Origin of the sequence: Pseudomonas moraviensis subsp. stanleyae (assembly GCF_036283065.1) — a bacterium.
In the GTDB taxonomy this organism is placed as follows: Bacteria; Pseudomonadota; Gammaproteobacteria; order Pseudomonadales; family Pseudomonadaceae; genus Aquipseudomonas; species Aquipseudomonas stanleyae.
This window is the reverse complement of sequence record NZ_JAADJI010000002.1, coordinates 352,654-369,354: the sequence shown is the minus strand read 5'-3', so window position 1 is coordinate 369,354 and position 16,701 is coordinate 352,654. Positions and strand designations below refer to the sequence as shown.

14 protein-coding genes are annotated in these 16,701 nt (G+C 59.1%); 10 read left to right on the top strand and 4 right to left on the bottom strand.

Going from position 1 to position 16,701, the window contains the following annotated elements:
- Positions 1–281: 281 nt before the first annotated feature.
- The 7 genes from GXB78_RS04100 (at position 282) to GXB78_RS04070 (ending at position 7,706) form a co-directional block, all read left to right on the top strand.
- Positions 282–731, top strand: coding sequence for a hypothetical protein (locus GXB78_RS04100; protein ID WP_329514412.1), 450 nt, complete (start codon positions 282–284; stop codon positions 729–731).
- A 1-nt stretch (position 732) separates the two neighbouring features.
- Positions 733–1,305, top strand: coding sequence for an adhesin (locus GXB78_RS04095; protein ID WP_329514411.1), 573 nt, complete (start codon positions 733–735; stop codon positions 1,303–1,305).
- Positions 1,306–1,374: 69 nt separating this feature from the next.
- Positions 1,375–2,364: a heme utilization protein gene (locus tag GXB78_RS04090; protein WP_329514410.1), complete on the top strand. Its 990-nt coding sequence runs from the start codon at positions 1,375–1,377 to the stop codon at positions 2,362–2,364.
- A 65-nt stretch (positions 2,365–2,429) separates the two neighbouring features.
- Entirely contained in the window at positions 2,430–3,110 is a 681-nt protein-coding gene (locus tag GXB78_RS04085) for a C39 family peptidase (RefSeq protein ID WP_039760558.1), read from the top strand.
- A 43-nt stretch (positions 3,111–3,153) separates the two neighbouring features.
- Positions 3,154–3,900, top strand: coding sequence for a hypothetical protein (locus tag GXB78_RS04080; RefSeq protein WP_329514409.1), 747 nt, complete (start codon positions 3,154–3,156; stop codon positions 3,898–3,900).
- Positions 3,901–3,945: 45 nt separating this feature from the next.
- The gene (locus tag GXB78_RS04075) at positions 3,946–5,262 is read left to right on the top strand and encodes a hypothetical protein (RefSeq protein ID WP_329514408.1); all 1,317 of its coding nucleotides are present in this window, start codon (positions 3,946–3,948) and stop codon (positions 5,260–5,262) included.
- Between the two features lie 227 nt (positions 5,263–5,489).
- The gene (locus GXB78_RS04070) at positions 5,490–7,706 is read left to right on the top strand and encodes a hypothetical protein (protein ID WP_329514407.1); all 2,217 of its coding nucleotides are present in this window, start codon (positions 5,490–5,492) and stop codon (positions 7,704–7,706) included.
- 40 nt (positions 7,707–7,746) lie between these two features.
- Here GXB78_RS04070 and GXB78_RS04065 read toward each other — a convergent pair whose 3' ends face one another.
- Positions 7,747–9,072 carry a sigma-54 dependent transcriptional regulator gene (locus tag GXB78_RS04065; protein ID WP_329514406.1) on the bottom strand — a complete coding sequence of 442 codons (1,326 nt, stop codon included), beginning with the start codon at positions 9,070–9,072 and terminating at the stop codon, positions 7,747–7,749.
- 626 nt (positions 9,073–9,698) lie between these two features.
- On the opposite strand from GXB78_RS04065, the gene GXB78_RS04060 reads away from it, so the two are divergent.
- The 3 genes from GXB78_RS04060 (at position 9,699) to nhaB (ending at position 13,111) form a co-directional block, all read left to right on the top strand.
- Positions 9,699–9,965, top strand: a complete 267-nt coding sequence (locus GXB78_RS04060) for a hypothetical protein (RefSeq protein WP_016774677.1) — start codon at positions 9,699–9,701, stop codon at positions 9,963–9,965.
- 255 nt (positions 9,966–10,220) lie between these two features.
- Positions 10,221–11,510: an NHL repeat-containing protein gene (locus GXB78_RS04055; RefSeq protein WP_329514405.1), complete on the top strand. Its 1,290-nt coding sequence runs from the start codon at positions 10,221–10,223 to the stop codon at positions 11,508–11,510.
- A gap of 98 nt (positions 11,511–11,608) precedes the next feature.
- Positions 11,609–13,111 (top strand): sodium/proton antiporter NhaB, encoded by a 1,503-nt coding sequence (gene nhaB, locus GXB78_RS04050; protein WP_329514404.1) that lies wholly within the window; start codon positions 11,609–11,611, stop codon positions 13,109–13,111.
- A gap of 238 nt (positions 13,112–13,349) precedes the next feature.
- Here nhaB and GXB78_RS04045 read toward each other — a convergent pair whose 3' ends face one another.
- From GXB78_RS04045 to gnd, 3 genes are read right to left on the bottom strand one after another with little or no spacing between them, the layout of a single operon-like run.
- Positions 13,350–14,171, bottom strand: coding sequence for an HAD family hydrolase (locus GXB78_RS04045; protein ID WP_329514403.1), 822 nt, complete (start codon positions 14,169–14,171; stop codon positions 13,350–13,352).
- Positions 14,168–15,691: a glucose-6-phosphate dehydrogenase gene (gene zwf, locus GXB78_RS04040; protein WP_329514402.1), complete on the bottom strand. Its 1,524-nt coding sequence runs from the start codon at positions 15,689–15,691 to the stop codon at positions 14,168–14,170. The genes GXB78_RS04045 and zwf overlap by 4 nt, the downstream gene beginning before the upstream one ends.
- Complete coding sequence (gene gnd / locus GXB78_RS04035; protein ID WP_312999414.1) at positions 15,688–16,668, bottom strand: phosphogluconate dehydrogenase (NAD(+)-dependent, decarboxylating); 981 nt, start codon at positions 16,666–16,668, stop codon at positions 15,688–15,690. Before gnd ends, zwf begins: the two co-directional genes overlap by 4 nt.
- Between the last annotated feature and the right edge of the window lie 33 nt (positions 16,669–16,701).

Here is a 16,701-nt window from a genome sequence, read left to right as displayed (position 1 = left end):
ATGGCGCAAAGCCCCCGTCCAAACGCTGTTCATCACTCTGTAACCCGACCTGTTACGCCCATGAAACACATCGGCGCAAACCCTTGTTCCAGAGCTTTGTAACGCCAGTTGCCACTCAACCGCCCCTCACCATGTATCACCGGTGAAACAGTAGCGACCAGCGCCATCCGCTCTTATCCGCCAAGCCCTTGAAATAACAGTACAACTCAAAACCGGCACAGCTTTCGCTCTCTCCTTCACAACGCTGAACAACCCAGCCCACTGAAGAAGGAATTGCAGCCGTGGGGAATTTCAATAAAAGCCTGACCTGCCTTCTGCTGATCGGATCAGCCGCCAGCGCATTGATCAGCGTCAGCGCCCAGGCCGAAGGCAACGGCGTGATCGTTCTCAACCGCGACGTTCAGCCGATCCCGATCGGCCGCAATGGCGGCAAAGACCCCTACCCGAGCACGGTCAACGCCAACCCTTCGGCGCGGATCAATCAGACCCTCAGCAGTACCGAACTCAGCGACGGCGACTTCGCCAATGTCGCCAGCGGCTCGTCGATCCGCGGCAACATGGCCACGCCCAGCTCCAACCTTCCCGGCATGAACACCCTGACCAACCAGAACGGCCTGCCCGGTATGCGCACTGGTAGCGGCGGTGGCTCTGGCGCTTCGATCTCCAACACTGTCAACCGGGCGATGAGCACCGGCCTGGCGCCTCTGACTCGCATGGCCGGAGGCCAATGACATGAATCGCACCCTGCTGCTTCTCGCCCTGCTCGGCTGCACCAGCGCCATGGCCGATCCGGCTTCAGTCAACAAGGCCAATATTCAGGATTCCGGTGTTCAGTACCGCGGCAACTTCAATGTCAACCAGGCCGCCGGTGACCAGATGCAACAGGCCAACACCAAGGCGATCGCCATCGGCACCGAATCCCACGCCACCACCAGCGTCAGGCAAACCATCGACACGCCCGCCAGCCGCGCCATCGACGCGAGCGCCAATATCGGCGGCAACTCTTTCAGCAATGGCAACGGCATCCTCGGTGTGAACCAGGGCGCCGGTGCCAACAATCAAATGGCCAACGTCACGCGCGTCAGCATCAGTGCCGGCCCGCAGAGCGTTGACGACAGCGCCCTTTCGCAACAGAACGTGGCGTTTTTACCGAGCTCAGGAGCAACTGGTACCTCACCCGGCAGTCGCCAGGTCACGACAAGTGACCAGGCCTTCACCGGCAGCCGCGGGGTAATCCAGGTGAACCAGAGTGCCGGGGTGGGGAACCGCATGGCTAACACCCTGAGCATCCGGGTCGCTGACTGACCCATACAAAGTGCAATTGGAAAAGTAACAACACTTAACCCAACTAATAAGCACGACGGAGAAACAACCATGAAACCTACAATGGCTCTCAAACCACTGGTTTTCGCACTCGCAGCAGTGATGGCAATGGCAGCACAGGCTGGCGGCCGTGGTGACAACAACGGTCATGGTAACGGGCACGGCAATGGTCACGGCCAGCCACAAGGTCCGAATCTTGAACAACTGCTGCAGATCACCGCAGGCGCCGGCGCCGCTGTACTCGACGCACAAAACAGCGACGGCAACGTGGTGAAGAACCAGGGCACCCTGCATAACGCCAATGCCAGCGACTCGCTCAACGGCTCCAACGGCAACATGGGCGCCAACGTCGCTGCCGGCGATGGCATCCAGCAGGACAACGCTGCTGCGCTGGCCACCGCTGACGAGAGCTTCATCTTCGGCAACGCTGTTGCAGCCTCGAGCGCGACTCAGGTGAACAACAACAACTACGTGAAAAACTCGTCCACTTTCAACAACTCCACGCTCCACAATGCCGGCAACAACGGTTCTGGCAACATCGGTATCAACGTGAGCTCGGGCACCTTCAACCAACAGAAAAACAACCTCGCCATCGCCGTTTCGGGCGGTCGCGTAGCCACCGCTGCTGCCTCTGCCAACCAGTCCTCGACTGGCCTGGTCGTGGAAAACAAAGGCGTGCAGGCCTACAAAACCGACACCCTTACCGGTACTTATGCAGCTGCCGGCACGTTCAAAGCCAAAGGCACTGCGACCATCGAAGACGACAACCATGGCGGTTGGGGTAACCGTGGCGGCGGCCACGGCGGCAACGATGATCAGAAAGCCAAGTTCGAAGCCGTGGGTACTTTCGGCCTCGCTGGCGTCACCACCCAACAAGTGTTGACCAAAGATGGCTGGAAAACCCCAGTCGTCAACAACGCCAACATGACCAACTCGATGAACAACTTCTCCGGCAACGGTGGAGCCAACGTCTCGGCGGGTGTAGGCAACCAACAAAGCAACTCGCTGTCCATCGCCGCAGGTTGCAAAGCCTGCATGTAATCGCGATCGAAACGAAAGCCCCGGCAACGGGGCTTTTTCCCAGGTTCCACAAGGCGTATTCGATCATGCGGACTCCTGCTCTCCTCGCTCTGCTTTGTCTGTGCGGCCTGACTCAGGCTGCGCAGATGCCCGTCGCTGCCCTGCCGGGTGGCGTGCTGGTCTACAAGGACGTGCAAAGCATTCGTGAGCGCAAGTTTGCCGACATCGTCGAACAGAAAACCGATTTCAGCTGCGGCGCTGCTGCACTGGCAACGGTTCTGCGCCAGGCCTATTGGCTCGACGTCGATGAGGAGCACATCATCAAAGGCATGCTGGTCAACGCTGACCAGGACCTGGTGCGAACCCAGGGTTTCTCCATGCTCGACATGAAGCGCTACGTAGAAAGCATCGGCATGCGTGCCCGTGGCTACCGGATCCCGCCCGAGAAACTCGAAGCGGTGACCATTCCGGTGGTGGTCCTGATGGACATTCGCGGCTACAAGCATTTCGTCGTCCTGCAGCGTTCGGACAAGGATTGGGTCTACATCGGTGACCCGGTTCTCGGCCACAAACGCTACAAGCACGACGACTTTGTCAAAGGTTGGAACGGCATTGTCTTTGCCATCGTCGGCCCCGGTTACGACAAGGCCAACGCCTTGCGCAGCCCTCCCGTGCCGCTGACGGCGAAGAACTCGCTGGACGGTTTCAACCCGGTCAAAGATGCGGAACTGATGGATTTCGGGTTCATTCAGAGCGACTTCTTTTAATCGCCGAGTTAGAGAATGGGACTGGATGTCCCGGGAGCAGCAGATGAAAAGCTCATACTGGCTGGCCGCCGCCTGCCTGGCAGCGAGTGCGTCAGGTTTAGCCCATGCCGGATTCAAACCCATCGAAATCAAGGACCAGGAGCTCGCCGAGCTGCGCGGTCGTTACGTCATGCCGGGGCGGATCATCAGCTTCGGCATTGTCATGAGCAGCACCTGGCGCAACGCCAGCGGCGATTTGATCGGGGCTGCGACCTCGATGCAGATCCAGGCTGCAACCGTCAAACCGGAATTTTACGTCTCGACCATCAAGGAGTCGGGCAACGGCAGCACGCCCACCTTGGCCACCGGCACTGTCATCGGTGGCGCCGGGCTCAACAGCAGCCAGGGTGTGACGCAAAGCGTGCGCGCCGCCGGTGATGGCAACACTGCCAACAACAACGTCGCGATCAACGTCAGCGAAGCCAGTCAGGCGCCGGCGCTGGTGCCGTCGCAAGGCCAGGCCCTCGTCGCCGGGCAGACCATCAGCGGCAGCAACGGCGCCGGCAGTGTCGCGGTTTCGGCCAACGGCGGTGGCGTGCAAATGGCGATTCAGGCCAGCGGCAATCAAGGCACCGCGCTGCAACAGGTCGCCCAGGGCGGGCTGCTGCAGAACACCCGTTTGCTGGGCAGCGCCAACGTGGTCAACAACCTTACGCAACTCAACGTCGTACTTAACAATAACGGCAGAAGCGCCGGTGCACTGGATTGCAACCTGACCCAACTCGGGGCCCTACGCAATATCGGATATTGAACTACGCTGAGTCTCGATCATTGGGCTTAAAGGGACGGCTTATTCATGTATCGATCAGTATCACTGCGTGTTGCAGTGTGTTTGAGTACCCTTCTCCCGGCGGCAATGCTGCAAGCAGCACCCGACGCCGATGTAGAAGCCCTGAAACGGGAACTTCTGGAACTGAAACAACGATACGAACAACAACAACAAGCGCTGGCGGTACTTGAACAACGGGTCCGCCAGGTAGAAGAAACACCCGCCGCCCCACCGCCTAAACGGCTGGCCAAATCGCCGTCCGACATGAAAGGCAATCGCGTCGCTACCGGAGCCGCCACAGGCACCGGTGCGGCCGCCGCATCGGGAGGCGCCGCCGGGGGCAGCGGCGCTTCTTACGGTCAATCGCTGGCCGATGATTCGCAACCGGCGCAGAGCGTTTCCAACCTGTATGACGAAGCCAGCGGTTTCTTCGGCGGCGGCAAGTTCAGCGTCGAAACCGGCCTGACCTATTCGCGCTACGACACCCGCCAGTTGATCCTCAACGGTTTCCTCGCGCTGGATTCGATCTTTCTCGGCAACATCAACCTCGACCGGATCAAGGCCGACACCTGGACCCTCGACCTCACCGGCCGCTACAACTTCGACAACCGCTGGCAGTTCGACCTGAACGTGCCGGTGGTTTACCGCGAGTCGACTTATCAGTCCGGCGGCGGCAACCAGGGCGCGGCCGGTGTCACCACCGAAGAAACCGTGACCAAGGATCCAACCATCGGCGACGTCAACTTCGGGATCGCCTACAAGTTCCTCGACGAGTCGGTCAACACCCCGGACGCCGTGGTCACCCTGCGCGTCAAGGCGCCGACCGGCAAGGACCCGTTCGGCATCAAACTGCGCCAGACCGACGCCAACTCCAACCTGTTCGTCCCCGACACCCTGCCCACCGGCAACGGCGTCTGGTCGATCACCCCGGGCATCTCGCTGGTCAAGACGTTTGACCCGGCGGTGTTGTTCGGCAGCCTCTCCTACACCCACAACCTGGAGGAGTCGTTCGACGACATCAGCTCCACGGTCAACCAGAAAACCCCGGGCAAGGTGAAGATTGGCGACAGCTTCCAGATCGGCGCCGGTATCGCCTTCGCACTCAACGAGAAGATGAGTATGTCGTTCTCGGTTTCCGACCTGGTGCAACGCAAGAGCAAGCTGAAACAGGACGGCGGCGATTGGGAATCTGTGGTTTCCAGTGACGCCAACGCCGGTTACTTCAACGTCGGCATGACCATTGCGGCCACCGACAACCTGACGATCGTGCCGAACTTGTCGATCGGCATGACCGATGATGCGCCGGACTTTTCGTTCAGTCTGAAATTCCCGTATTACTTCTAGGCAAAAGCAAAAGATCGCAGCCTTCGGCAGCTCCTACAGGGATTACGCAATCCAAATGTAGGAGCTGCCGAAGGCTGCGATCTTTTGATCTTCAGGCTCTTGCTCGTGACCACTCATCGGAAATACGCCCGCACCTGTCAGATCTGACAGGTGCGCCCGGCCCGCAAATCCGCTTTCATGACTCCAGCGCCTGGCACTTGCAACCAGGCCCATAACGGAGCACTGCCATGAGCCAGCCGCTGGAAGAAAACCGCATTCTTGCCCTGAGTCCTCCCCTCATACAAGGTCAGGTCGATCTGCAGACGCCGGAGAACTATCACGGCGGCATTTCACTGGAAACCGTCAAGGACGATTTGCACATCTTCGTAGATCCGTGGCTGAACATGGCGCTGAAGGATGAATGCCAAATGTCTTTTGATGGCGTCATTGTCGGGACGATACCGGTCGATGAGCGCAATCTGAATACACGGCTGAAATTCACCGTCCCCAAGGCTCAGGTCACCAATGGCGCGGCGCTTGTCTTTTACACCGTGAAGCGCGTGCCTCAGGAGCCGGTGAGCTCCGAGCCGGTCCTGAATGTGTGGATCCAGCTTACACGGCCTGCTGGCCCGGATCGCGACAGCGAGGAAGGCCATTCCGGCCTGCTCTACACGCTCAGCCCTGACCCATCAAAAGGGGTGGATGCGGAAATGGCCCGGCAGGGAATCCGCATCAACATCGTTCCCTATGAAAACATCGCCGTCTTCGACACCATTCGTTGCCGTTGGGGAGATCAGGTGGTGACGTACTACCCGGTCACCAAAGAGCAGATCGAAGATCCGCTCAACAATCCGATCTTCGTCCTTTTCAACGAGGGCGTCATCAGGGAGCAAGGCAACGGCAGCAGGATCGAAGTGAGCTATCAGGTGATCGACCGGGTCGGCAATCTGCCGGATCCGAACGCGCCGTGGGCGAAAGTCACCTATGTCTCGGTGAACCTCAACATCAGCCGCTTGCCGGCACCAACGATCTGGGTCAACAATCAGAACGTCACCACCATCGACCTGAAAGACCTGGGCACAAGCGACGCCATTGCCCGGGCTTACTTCACCCAGCCGGATTTCCAGGTTGGAGACAAGGTCGAGCTGAGCTGTACCGGCCAGACCCCGGCGGGCGTACCCGTCACGATCGGGCCGTTGGTGCACACGGTCGGCGCCGTGCCTGGCCACTTCGACTTCAAGCTGCCCAATGCCGATATCAGATCCATGGTCAATGGCAAGGCCACGGCCAACTACAAGTTGCTCCGGGCGAGCGTTCCTGAGCGACAGTCCAATGACGTGGTCGTCACGGTCACCGGCGAAGTCGGGCAGTTGAAACCGCCGACAGTGGTTGAGGCGCCGGATTACAAACTTGACCCGAACCGGCATCAGAATGGCTTCACCGTGGTCTTTGATACCTCGACCGTGGGTGCAAATGACCAAGTGCAATTGGAAGTAATCGGCAGACCCGGCGCCGGCTCAGTGCCTCCCCAACAAAAGCCGGTGGCGGGACAATCGAAGGTGCAATTTGAAATCGGTTCCCCTGTTACCGGGGCGAATCTGCAGCGCAATGTAGAGCTGAAATACAACTTGATCGTCAATGGACAGCCGACGCCTGCGCAGAGTGTGACGTTGGTGAATGGCGACTTGCTGCAGTCGAGCATGCCGATGCCGAAGATCGAGGGGTTTGATGGCGAGGTGCTGGATGTCGGGTTGATCAGGGATGACACGAAGGTGTTGTGTGGGGTTTGGCCGTTTCAGTGCCTGGGGTGTCCGATTTGGTTGAAGTATGTGGAGACGTTTGCGGGTGGTGGGGAGCGGGTCAAGGAGCAATTTGCGGGGACGGTGCATGATCAGGCGGTGGGGTTAAGTTATCTGGCTGAGGTGGAGTGGTTGCGCGAGTGTAAGGCGGGCTCGACGTTGGTTGTTGTTTTGAAGGTGGGTTTGTATTCGGGGGCGGTTGAGAGTGAGGCGGTGGCGTGTCGGGTGAGGAGTTATGGGGTTAAGGCGGGGTTGGATGATTTGACTACGTTTGAGGGGTATGACTGGAATCATTGGGCATTATCCAATCATCAAATTCCATCAAAGATTACGCTTGCCAAGAACGAATACTTTTTAGAATCAATCAGTACCCCCTCGTTCCATCCCCGCACAGCGGTTAGCAAGTGCTTTCAAGGGATCGAAACGGACTCTCCACTCGAATTCAGCTTTGATCACAGATCCTCAACTACGTTAGACATTGGACTTTCTCAAAATGGCGTTGCAGCGCATTCCGGGCAAGTCGCTAAAAGCGAAATATGGCAGACAACAATCGTACGCTTTTGCTCGGCTGAGTTTTCTACGCCGGGAACTTTGATGCTGGCTTTTAGTGCGTACAGCCCCACACACATTTTCTCTATCAAAAACCTAAGACTGAGAAAACTATGATTGGTGTTTAAACCTATAATTATAAAAATTAAATCGACACTCACCTAATCTGATGCTTATGCAACAACCGATAAAAAGTTGGCCGCGAAACTCCCAGAACTTTCGCGGCCACACTCAAATTATCACTATGCCGGTTCAACACATCACACAAAGCCTGCCGTTCCGCCCGGGTTTTGTAATCCTCCAGCGTGCCCATCGGCGTTGCGATCGAGTGCTGACTGATCAATCCCAAATCCCGCGCCTCGATCTGCCGCCCTTCCGCCAACACCAACCCGCGCCTGACCCGGTTGGCCAGCTCCCGAACATTTCCCGGCCAGTCATGCTTGCCCATGGCAATCAGCGCATCTTCGCTAAAGCTTCTTGGTCGACGCCCGGTTTCATGGCTGTAGAAGTGCGAAAAGTGGTTGGCCAACATCGACAGGTCGCCATGACGCTCGCGTAGCGGCGCGGTCACCACTTGCAGTACGTTGAGCCGGTAATAAAGGTCTTCACGAAAGCGCTTCTTTTCGATCGCCGCTTCCAGGTCGACGTGGGTTGCGGCCAGAACGCGGACGTCCACCGGGATCGGCTGGCTGCCGCCTACCCGCTCGATGTGCTTTTCCTGGAGGAAGCGCAACAGATTGGCTTGAAGCTCCAACGGTAGGTCGCCGATCTCATCGAGGAACAACGTCCCGCCATTGGCGGCTTCGATGCGCCCGACCTTGCGCTGATGGGCGCCGGTAAACGCGCCTTTTTCGTGGCCAAACAGTTCGGATTGAATCAGATGCTCGGGAATCGCCCCGCAGTTGATTGCCACAAAGGGTTTGTTGTGGCGCTGGGATTGTCGGTGCAGGGTGCGCGCGACCAGTTCTTTGCCGGTGCCGCTTTCGCCGCGAATCAGCACCGGCGATTCGGTTGGTGCGAGTTTGCTCAGCAGTTTGCGCAGTTCGCGGATCGGTTTGCTGTCGCCGAGCAGTTCGTGCTCCGGCTGGTCAACATGAATCGTGCCCTGCCCGCGCAGGCGCGCCATGCCGAAGGCGCGGCCGAGGGTTACCTGAACGCGAGAGACATCGAAGGGCAAGGTGTGGAAATCGAAAAACCATTCACAGACGAAGTCACCGACGTTCTGCAAGCGCAGGACTTCCTGATTGAGTACGGCGATCCACTCGGTGCCGCTGCGGCTGATCAACTCTTTTACTGCTTCGGGACGTTCCAGGTGGAACGGCTGTAAGCGCAGCAGGCCGACGTCACAGGCGCGGTCGCTGGCGTTTTCCAGATTACAACTGTCGACATCCCAACCCACGGCGCGCAATCCGGGCAGCAGGCGATGGCAGTCGTCGCAGGGATCGACCACCAATAAACGTCTCGACGCAGGCGCTTCGCTCATGACTGCTCCTTGGCGCCAAATTTTATAAATGATTGTAAAAACAGTCATTTGGCAGACCCGGTTGTAACACTAGCAAGATTTTGACGGGGGCTTGTATCGATTGCTTATATGAAGGTTGTTGAAAGAGTTATAAGAAAACTGGTTGTTAGTTAGCTATCGACTATTTGCGTTGTGTCAAAGAGCAGCCCCTCACCCTAGCCCTCTCCCGAGGGAGAGGGGACTGACCGCGGTGTTTGTGCCAAGTACGCCGACTTGAAACACCGAGTCGAACTGAAGTTCCGAAAAGCCCACTAATCGGCTCCCTCTCCCGGAGACAAAGGGAATTGACCGTGGTGTTTGTTCGAACAACACCGACCTGAATTATCGAGTCGAACTCTAGTTTGAGAAGCCCACCAATCGGCTCCCTCTCCTCGGGGAGAGGGCTGGGGTGAGGGGTGAATTCAGCGCGGTGTTCGGACTTGTGCAGGATTACCGAAACCAACGGCCGTTATGTAAAGAACCTGAAATTTCTTTGTTTCACTTGTGACCCGCCCCCCGGTTGCGTGCATCAGTACAAGTAACCAGCCGCACGGTAAGCCCAACCGACGGCACATCACTTGATTGGGCGCTAATAGAGAGAAGACCCCATGACTGCCCCGCTCCGTATCAACGAAGCTCTTTTGATTGCCAACCACGCGTTCAAGCCTTTTCAATGCGTGGCCTGGGCGCCACAAGACGGCAATGGCGAGCTGAGCCTGACCGTCGTCGACCGCACCAACTCCCACATCGGTCGCAAACAGATCCCGAGCAGCGCCTACTCTGACCCGGCGCAACTCGAACAACTGCTGCAGCAGGCCCGCGCCGAACTGAGCGAAGACGGCCACAAGTTGCAATCGTGGTCGATGCCACACTGATAACCGAACCAGGGCGGATGACATAAAGTCATCCGCCCTTTTCTTATGGGAAAGCCGTTAGTTCCCGGTTCAGGTCTTGCCTGAATGCTTGGCTCGCTTGCGACTGGTTCAACAAGACACTGTTCTGGCACAGTGCGACCGTCGTTCTGTTAATTCGTCCAGTTGTACTTCTCGCGGTTCAGGGATTGAATGTTTCGCTCGTGCAGTCAGCCGCCCAATCACTGGGTGTCGGTTCACTCGCAAGGAGATGCGTGCATGTCCACCCTGAACACTTTTGCGCTGCCCACTGCATGGAACAACCCCGGTTCGCTCGACTCGACATTCGCCATTGGCGGTGTCGCGCAGGTGTACTTTGCCGGCAGTCTGTCCAGCCAGACTCAGCACGTAGCGCTCGATGCGCAGGGGCGGATTCTGGTCGCTGCCAAAGTCGGTACGCCGAAGGGCAGTCGTTTTGGCCTGGCGCGGTTGCTGGCCGATGGCTCGGCGGATTTGTCATTTGGCATTCAGGGCAGCGTGATCGGCAGCTTCGTCGAGGGTTTCGAAGCCAGGGCCGGCAAGGTTCAGGTGTTGTCTGACGGGAGGATTCTGCTGGCCGGCCTGCATTATCAAGACAGCCATCGCACCCTCCCCGCCTTCGCCCTGTTGGATGCCAACGGCCAGCCAGATCGGACCTTCGGTGATGACGGCTTCCAGGTCGTGCGCCTGCCCGGCGAGCTGTCCGCAGGCACCCGCGACAGCTGGCTGCCGCCGGGCGTGCCGGGTGTCGAAGCCTGTGATTTTGCGGTGCAGGAAGACGGTTGCATTCTGCTGATCGCCAACCATCATTTCAGCCTCGCCGATCACGCCGGGATGCTGATTCGTCTGCAGTCCGACGGCCAACTGGACGAATCCTTCAACGGCCGCGGATTTGTCATGGTCCGCCACCTGCTGCTCAATACCTGGCTGAGCACGCTGCTGTTGAAGCAGGACGGGCGCATCGTCGTCGCAGGCTCGATCGACTTCCCGCAACAAGGCCTGCTGGCGGTGTATCGCCCCGATGGCAGCCTCGATGAGCGCTTTGCCGTCGACGGCTTCATGGCCTTCAAGGCGCACGGCAACAGCGCTCAGATCAGCCAGATCATCGAATCCGACGACAGGCTCTATTGTTTCGGCAGCAGCCGCGATCCGATCCGCTGCCTTACGTTCGTCCTGCACGCCAATGGCCGTCCGGACCTGCACTGTCACCATGGCCTGCCGCAAGTGCTGGACATGGGTCCCAACGGTTGCCAGTGGAACGCCGCGCAGTTGATGCGCGACGGTCGAATCATCGCTGTCGGGGCAACCATCGGCGGGGTCGAGGCGGACTTCATCGTTGCCCGCTATCAACCCAATGGCAGCCTCGACCCAGCGTTCGGCCAGGGCCACGGCTGGTTGCGCACGCGACTGGGGCGAAGTCTCGATACAGCCAATTCGCTGGCCGTACAAACTGACGGGGCTATTGTGGTCGGCGGGTATTCGCTGGATGGCAACTACCGGGCAATGGTTGCGCGTTATCTCAATCCATAGAGCATTAAACAGCCGACATGAGGATCGCGTTTACTGGCGACTTGATCTTCCCTGAAACATCCGGCAACTTTCGCGCTTCTAAATAAAAGGAGCAGCCGATGTCCGGTTCAATCGCCCAGGCGTTCGCGCACAACTTCCTCGGGCAATCGCCTCGCTGGTACAAGGCGACCATCGTCGGTTTTCTCATTCTCAATGCTTTGGTGCTGTTTACCATCGGCCCGGTCGCGGCAGGCTGGTTGCTGGTGATCGAGTTCATCTTCACCCTGGCCATGGCGCTCAAGTGTTATCCGTTGATGCCGGGCGGTTTGTTGTTGATTGAAGCGTTGCTGCTGAAGATGACCACACCGCAAGCGCTGTATGACGAGTTGCTGCACAACTTCCCGGTCATCCTGTTGCTGATGTTCATGGTGGCCGGCATTTACTTCATGAAGGACCTGCTGCTGTTTCTGTTTTCACGGCTGCTGTTGGGCGTGCGTTCGAAAGCCATGTTGGCGCTGATGTTCTGCTTCTTGTCGGCGTTTCTTTCGGCGTTTTTGGATGCGCTGACCGTGACGGCGGTGATCATCAGTGCGGCGGTGGGGTTTTACTCGGTGTATCACCGGGTCGCTTCGGGCAATGATCCTCGTCAGGACAGCGAGTTCAGTGATGACCGCCACCTGCCGACGCTGCATCACGAAGACCTCAATCAATTCCGCGCTTTCCTGCGCAGTCTGTTGATGCACGGCGCGGTCGGCACGGCGCTCGGCGGTGTCTGCACCTTGGTGGGTGAGCCGCAGAACCTGTTGATCGGTCATGAGATGGGCTGGCATTTCGGTGAGTTCTTCACCAAGGTTGCCCCGGTTTCGCTACCGGTGCTGGTGGCGGGTCTGGTCACCTGCGTGCTGCTGGAGAAGCTGCGCTGGTTCGGTTACGGCACGCTGTTGCCGGATAACGTGCGTGCTGTGCTGGCCAACTACGCTGCCGAGGACAATGCCGAGCGCACGCCACGGCAGACCGCTGCGCTGCTGGTGCAAGGTGCGGCGGCGCTGATTCTGATTGGATGCCTGGCGTTTCATATCGCCGAAGTCGGCCTGATCGGTTTGATGGTGATTGTGTTGATCACCGCGTTTACCGGGATTACCGACGAGCATCGCCTCGGCAGTGCGTTCAAGGATGCGATGCCATTTACCGCGCTGCTGGTGGTGTTTTTTGCCGTGGTGGCGGTGATTCATGAACAGCAGCTGTTCGCCCCGCTGATCCAGTGGGTCCTGGCGCTGCCGGTGGATCAACAGCCGGGGATGTTGTTTATCGCCAATGGCCTGCTCTCGGCGATCAGCGACAACGTGTTTGTCGCGACCATTTACATCACCGAAGTGAAACAGGCGTTTCTCGCCGGGCATATGAGCCGGGAGCACTTCGAGACGTTGGCGATTGCGATCAACACCGGGACCAATTTGCCGAGTGTGGCGACGCCGAACGGTCAGGCCGCGTTTTTGTTCCTGCTGACCTCGGCGATTGCGCCGCTGGTGCGTTTGTCGTACGGGCGCATGGTGTGGATGGCGCTGCCGTACACCGTGGTGATGGGGTTGCTGGGCTGGTATGCGGTGAGTTACTGGCTCTAAGCCACACTGAACAACCCTGTGGGAGCGAGCCTGCTCGCGAATGCGTTGGGTCAGGCAATGAGGTGTTGAATGTGCCGACGCCTTCGCGAGCAGGCTCGCTCCCACATTGGGTTTCGTGGGCTACCGGGGGTTTTGCACGCGCCGCAAAAACCTGTGGGAGCGAGCCTGCTCGCGAATGCGTTGGGTCAGGCAATGAAGATGTTGAATGTGCCGCTCCCACATTGGTTTTGGTGTTGCGTCAATGCGGGAGGATGTACTTCTCGATCGCCAAAACTACGCCGTCTTCGGTATTCGGCGCGGTCACGACATCAGCCTGGCGCTTCACGGCCTCCTCCGCCTGGCCCATGGCAATCGACAATCCGGCGCATTTGAACATTGCCGGGTCGTTGCCGCCGTCGCCGATGACGGCGGTCTGTTCCAGCGGCACGCCGAGGTATTCGGCAATCGTTGTCAGTGCGGTGCCTTTGTTGGCCTCAAGCGCAGTGACGTCGAGATACACCGGTTGTGAACGCGACACTTGCGCCATGCCGTTGACCTTCGGCAGCAGCTGCGCCTCCAGTTCGATCAACAACTCAGTGTTATTGCTGGTGGCGACGATCTTGTCGATGTGCTCCAGGTACGGTTCAAAACTTTCCACCACCACCGGCGGATAGCCAAGGCCGCTCTGTTCTCGGGGGACCATCGGCCCGTGCGGGTCCTTGAGCAGCCAGTCGCCGCCGCTGAACACCCAGATTTCCACCTCCGGCTGATCGGCAAACAGGGCCAGTGCAATCAGCGCCGTGGTTGCCGGCAAATAATGCGCGGCCAGCAGCGTGCCGTCCGGTTTGACGATGGTGCCGCCATTGAATGCCGCTGTCGGCAGATCAACGCCCAGCGCCTCGATCTGCTGCAACATGGCTTTCGGCGGGCGCCCGCTGGCGAGGCTGAACAGCACGCCGGCCTCGCGCAACGAACGAACCGCGTCGATGGTGCGTTGGTTCAGCGTGTGATCCGGCAGCAACAGTGTGCCGTCCATGTCGCTGAGCAGAAAACGGATGGGTTGTTTCGCCGACTCACTCATCCGAGACCATGCCAGACGCGGCCATCGCGAGTCAGGAGGTCTTCGGCGGCTTGCGGGCCATCGTCGCCAGCGGCATACAACTCGACGCTGGCGTCCTGCTGCCAGGCATCAAGGAACGGCTGCACGGCTCTCCAGCCGTTCTCGATATTGTCGGCGCGCTGGAACAGAGTCTGGTCGCCCGTCAAACAGTCGTAGATCAAGGTTTCGTAACCGGTCGAGGGCTGCATCTCGAAGAAGTCCTTGTAGGCGAAACCCAACTCGATGTTGGCCATGTTCAACGCCGGGCCCGGCCGTTTGGCCAGCAGGTCGAACCACATGCCTTCGTTTGGCTGGATCTGGATGCGCAGGTAAGTCGGCTGCAACTCGTCGACTTCGGTGTCGCGGAATTGCGCATACGGCGCCGGTTTGAAGCAGATGACGATTTCGGTGTCGCGCACGCTCATGCGTTTGCCGGTGCGCAGGTAAAACGGCACGCCGACCCAGCGCCAGTTGTCGATCATCACCTTCAGCGCCACATAGGTTTCAGTGGTGCTGTCGGGCGAGACGTTGGCTTCTTCGCGATAACCCTTCAACGGCTGGCCATCGCGCTCGCCGGCGCTGTACTGGCCGCGCACCGAGTTGGCCCGGGCTTCTTCGGTGGACCAGGGCCGAATCGCTCCGACCACCTTGGCCTTCTCGCCACGCACCGCATCGGCGCCGAACGCCGCCGGCGGTTCCATCGCGACCATGGCCAGCAACTGGAACAGGTGATTGGGCACCATGTCGCGCAGTGCGCCGGTGTGTTCGTAAAAACTGCCACGGGTTTCGACGCCGACGGTTTCCGCCGCGGTGATTTGCACGTGGTCGATGTAATGGTTGTTCCAGAATGCTTCGAACAGGCTGTTGGAAAACCGGCTGACCAGAATGTTCTGCACGGTTTCCTTGCCCAGGTAATGGTCGATGCGATAGATCTGCTTCTCGCTCATGACCTTCAGCAGGCAAGCGTTCAAGGCTTCGGCGGTGTGCAGGTCGGAGCCGAACGGCTTCTCGATCACCACCCTTCTGAACGCTTCGGGGGTTTCTTCAAGGAGTTTCGCAGCGCCGAGGCGGCGCACCACTTCACTGAAGAAACGCGGCGCGGTGGCCAGATAGAACACCGCATTGCCGGTGCCGCTGTCGGCGATCTTCTCCGCCAGGGCTGAATAGGTGCTGTCGTCGAGGAAATCGCCCTGGACGTAGCTGATACCTTTGGCGAGCTTGGCCCACAAGGCCGGATCAAGCATCTGATCGCCCTTGCCGACCTTCGCCGCCACTTCCGTGCGGATGAAGTCTTCGAGCTTCTGCGCGAAGGCTTCATCGGTAATGGCGTTGTGATCAACGCCGACGATCCGCAGATTCTCGTCGAGCAGGCCGTCGCGACTGAGGTTGTATAGCGCCGGCATGAGCAAGCGCTTGACCAGGTCGCCGTGGGCACCGAACAGGAACAGCGTGGTCGGTGGTGCGGGTTCTGCCTTGGATTTTCTGCGGATCGTACGGGTCATTTTTTCGCGGTCTCCACGTGGCCGCCGAAGCCGAAGCGTTGTGCCGACAGGATCTTGTCACCAAAGGTGCCCTGCCCGCGCGAGCGGTAACGGGAGAACAGCGAGTTGGACAGCACCGGCACCGGCACCGCTTGCTCCATGGCTGCCTCGATGGTCCACTGGCCTTCGCCGCTGTCGGCTACCGAGCCGGAGAAGCCGTCGAGCTTCGGATCGCTGGCCAGCGCATCGGCGGTCAGGTCGAGCAGCCACGACGAAACCACGCTGCCACGACGCCAGACTTCAGCGATGTCGGCCACGTTCAGGTCGAAACGCTGATCTTCCGGCAGACGTTCGCTGGATTTGGTCTTGAGGATGTCGAAGCCCTCGGCAAACGCGGCCATCATGCCGTACTCGATGCCGTTGTGAATCATCTTCACGAAGTGCCCGGCGCCGGCGGGACCGGCGTGAATGTAGCCGTGTTCGGCACGGTGGTCGTCGGACTTGCGATCCCTGGTGCGCGGGATGTCGCCCATGCCCGGCGCCAGTGCGGCGAACAGCGGGTCGAGACGCTGCACGGTTTCGGCGTCGCCACCGATCATCATGCAATAGCCGCGCTCCAGGCCCCAGACACCGCCGGAGGTGCCGACGTCGATGTAGTGCAAGCCCTTCTCGTTCAGAGTCCTGGCCCGACGGATGTCATCCTTATAGTTGGTGTTGCCGCCGTCGATGATGGTATCGCCGGGTTCGAGCAGTTCGCTCAGGGTGTTGATGGTGTCTTCGGTCGGTGCGCCGGCCGGCAGCATGACCCAGACAGCGCGCGGCTTGTCGAGGCCGGCAACCAGTGCTGGCAGGTCAGCGACGCCGGTGGAGCCCTCGGCGACCAGGTTATCGATGAAAGCGGTATTGCGGTCGTAAACAACGGTGGTATGCCCGTTGAGCATCAGACGTCGCGCAATATTGCCGCCCATGCGGCCCAGTCCAATAATCCCGAGTTGCATGTGCTGATGCTCCTTACTACAAATAAATGTGTG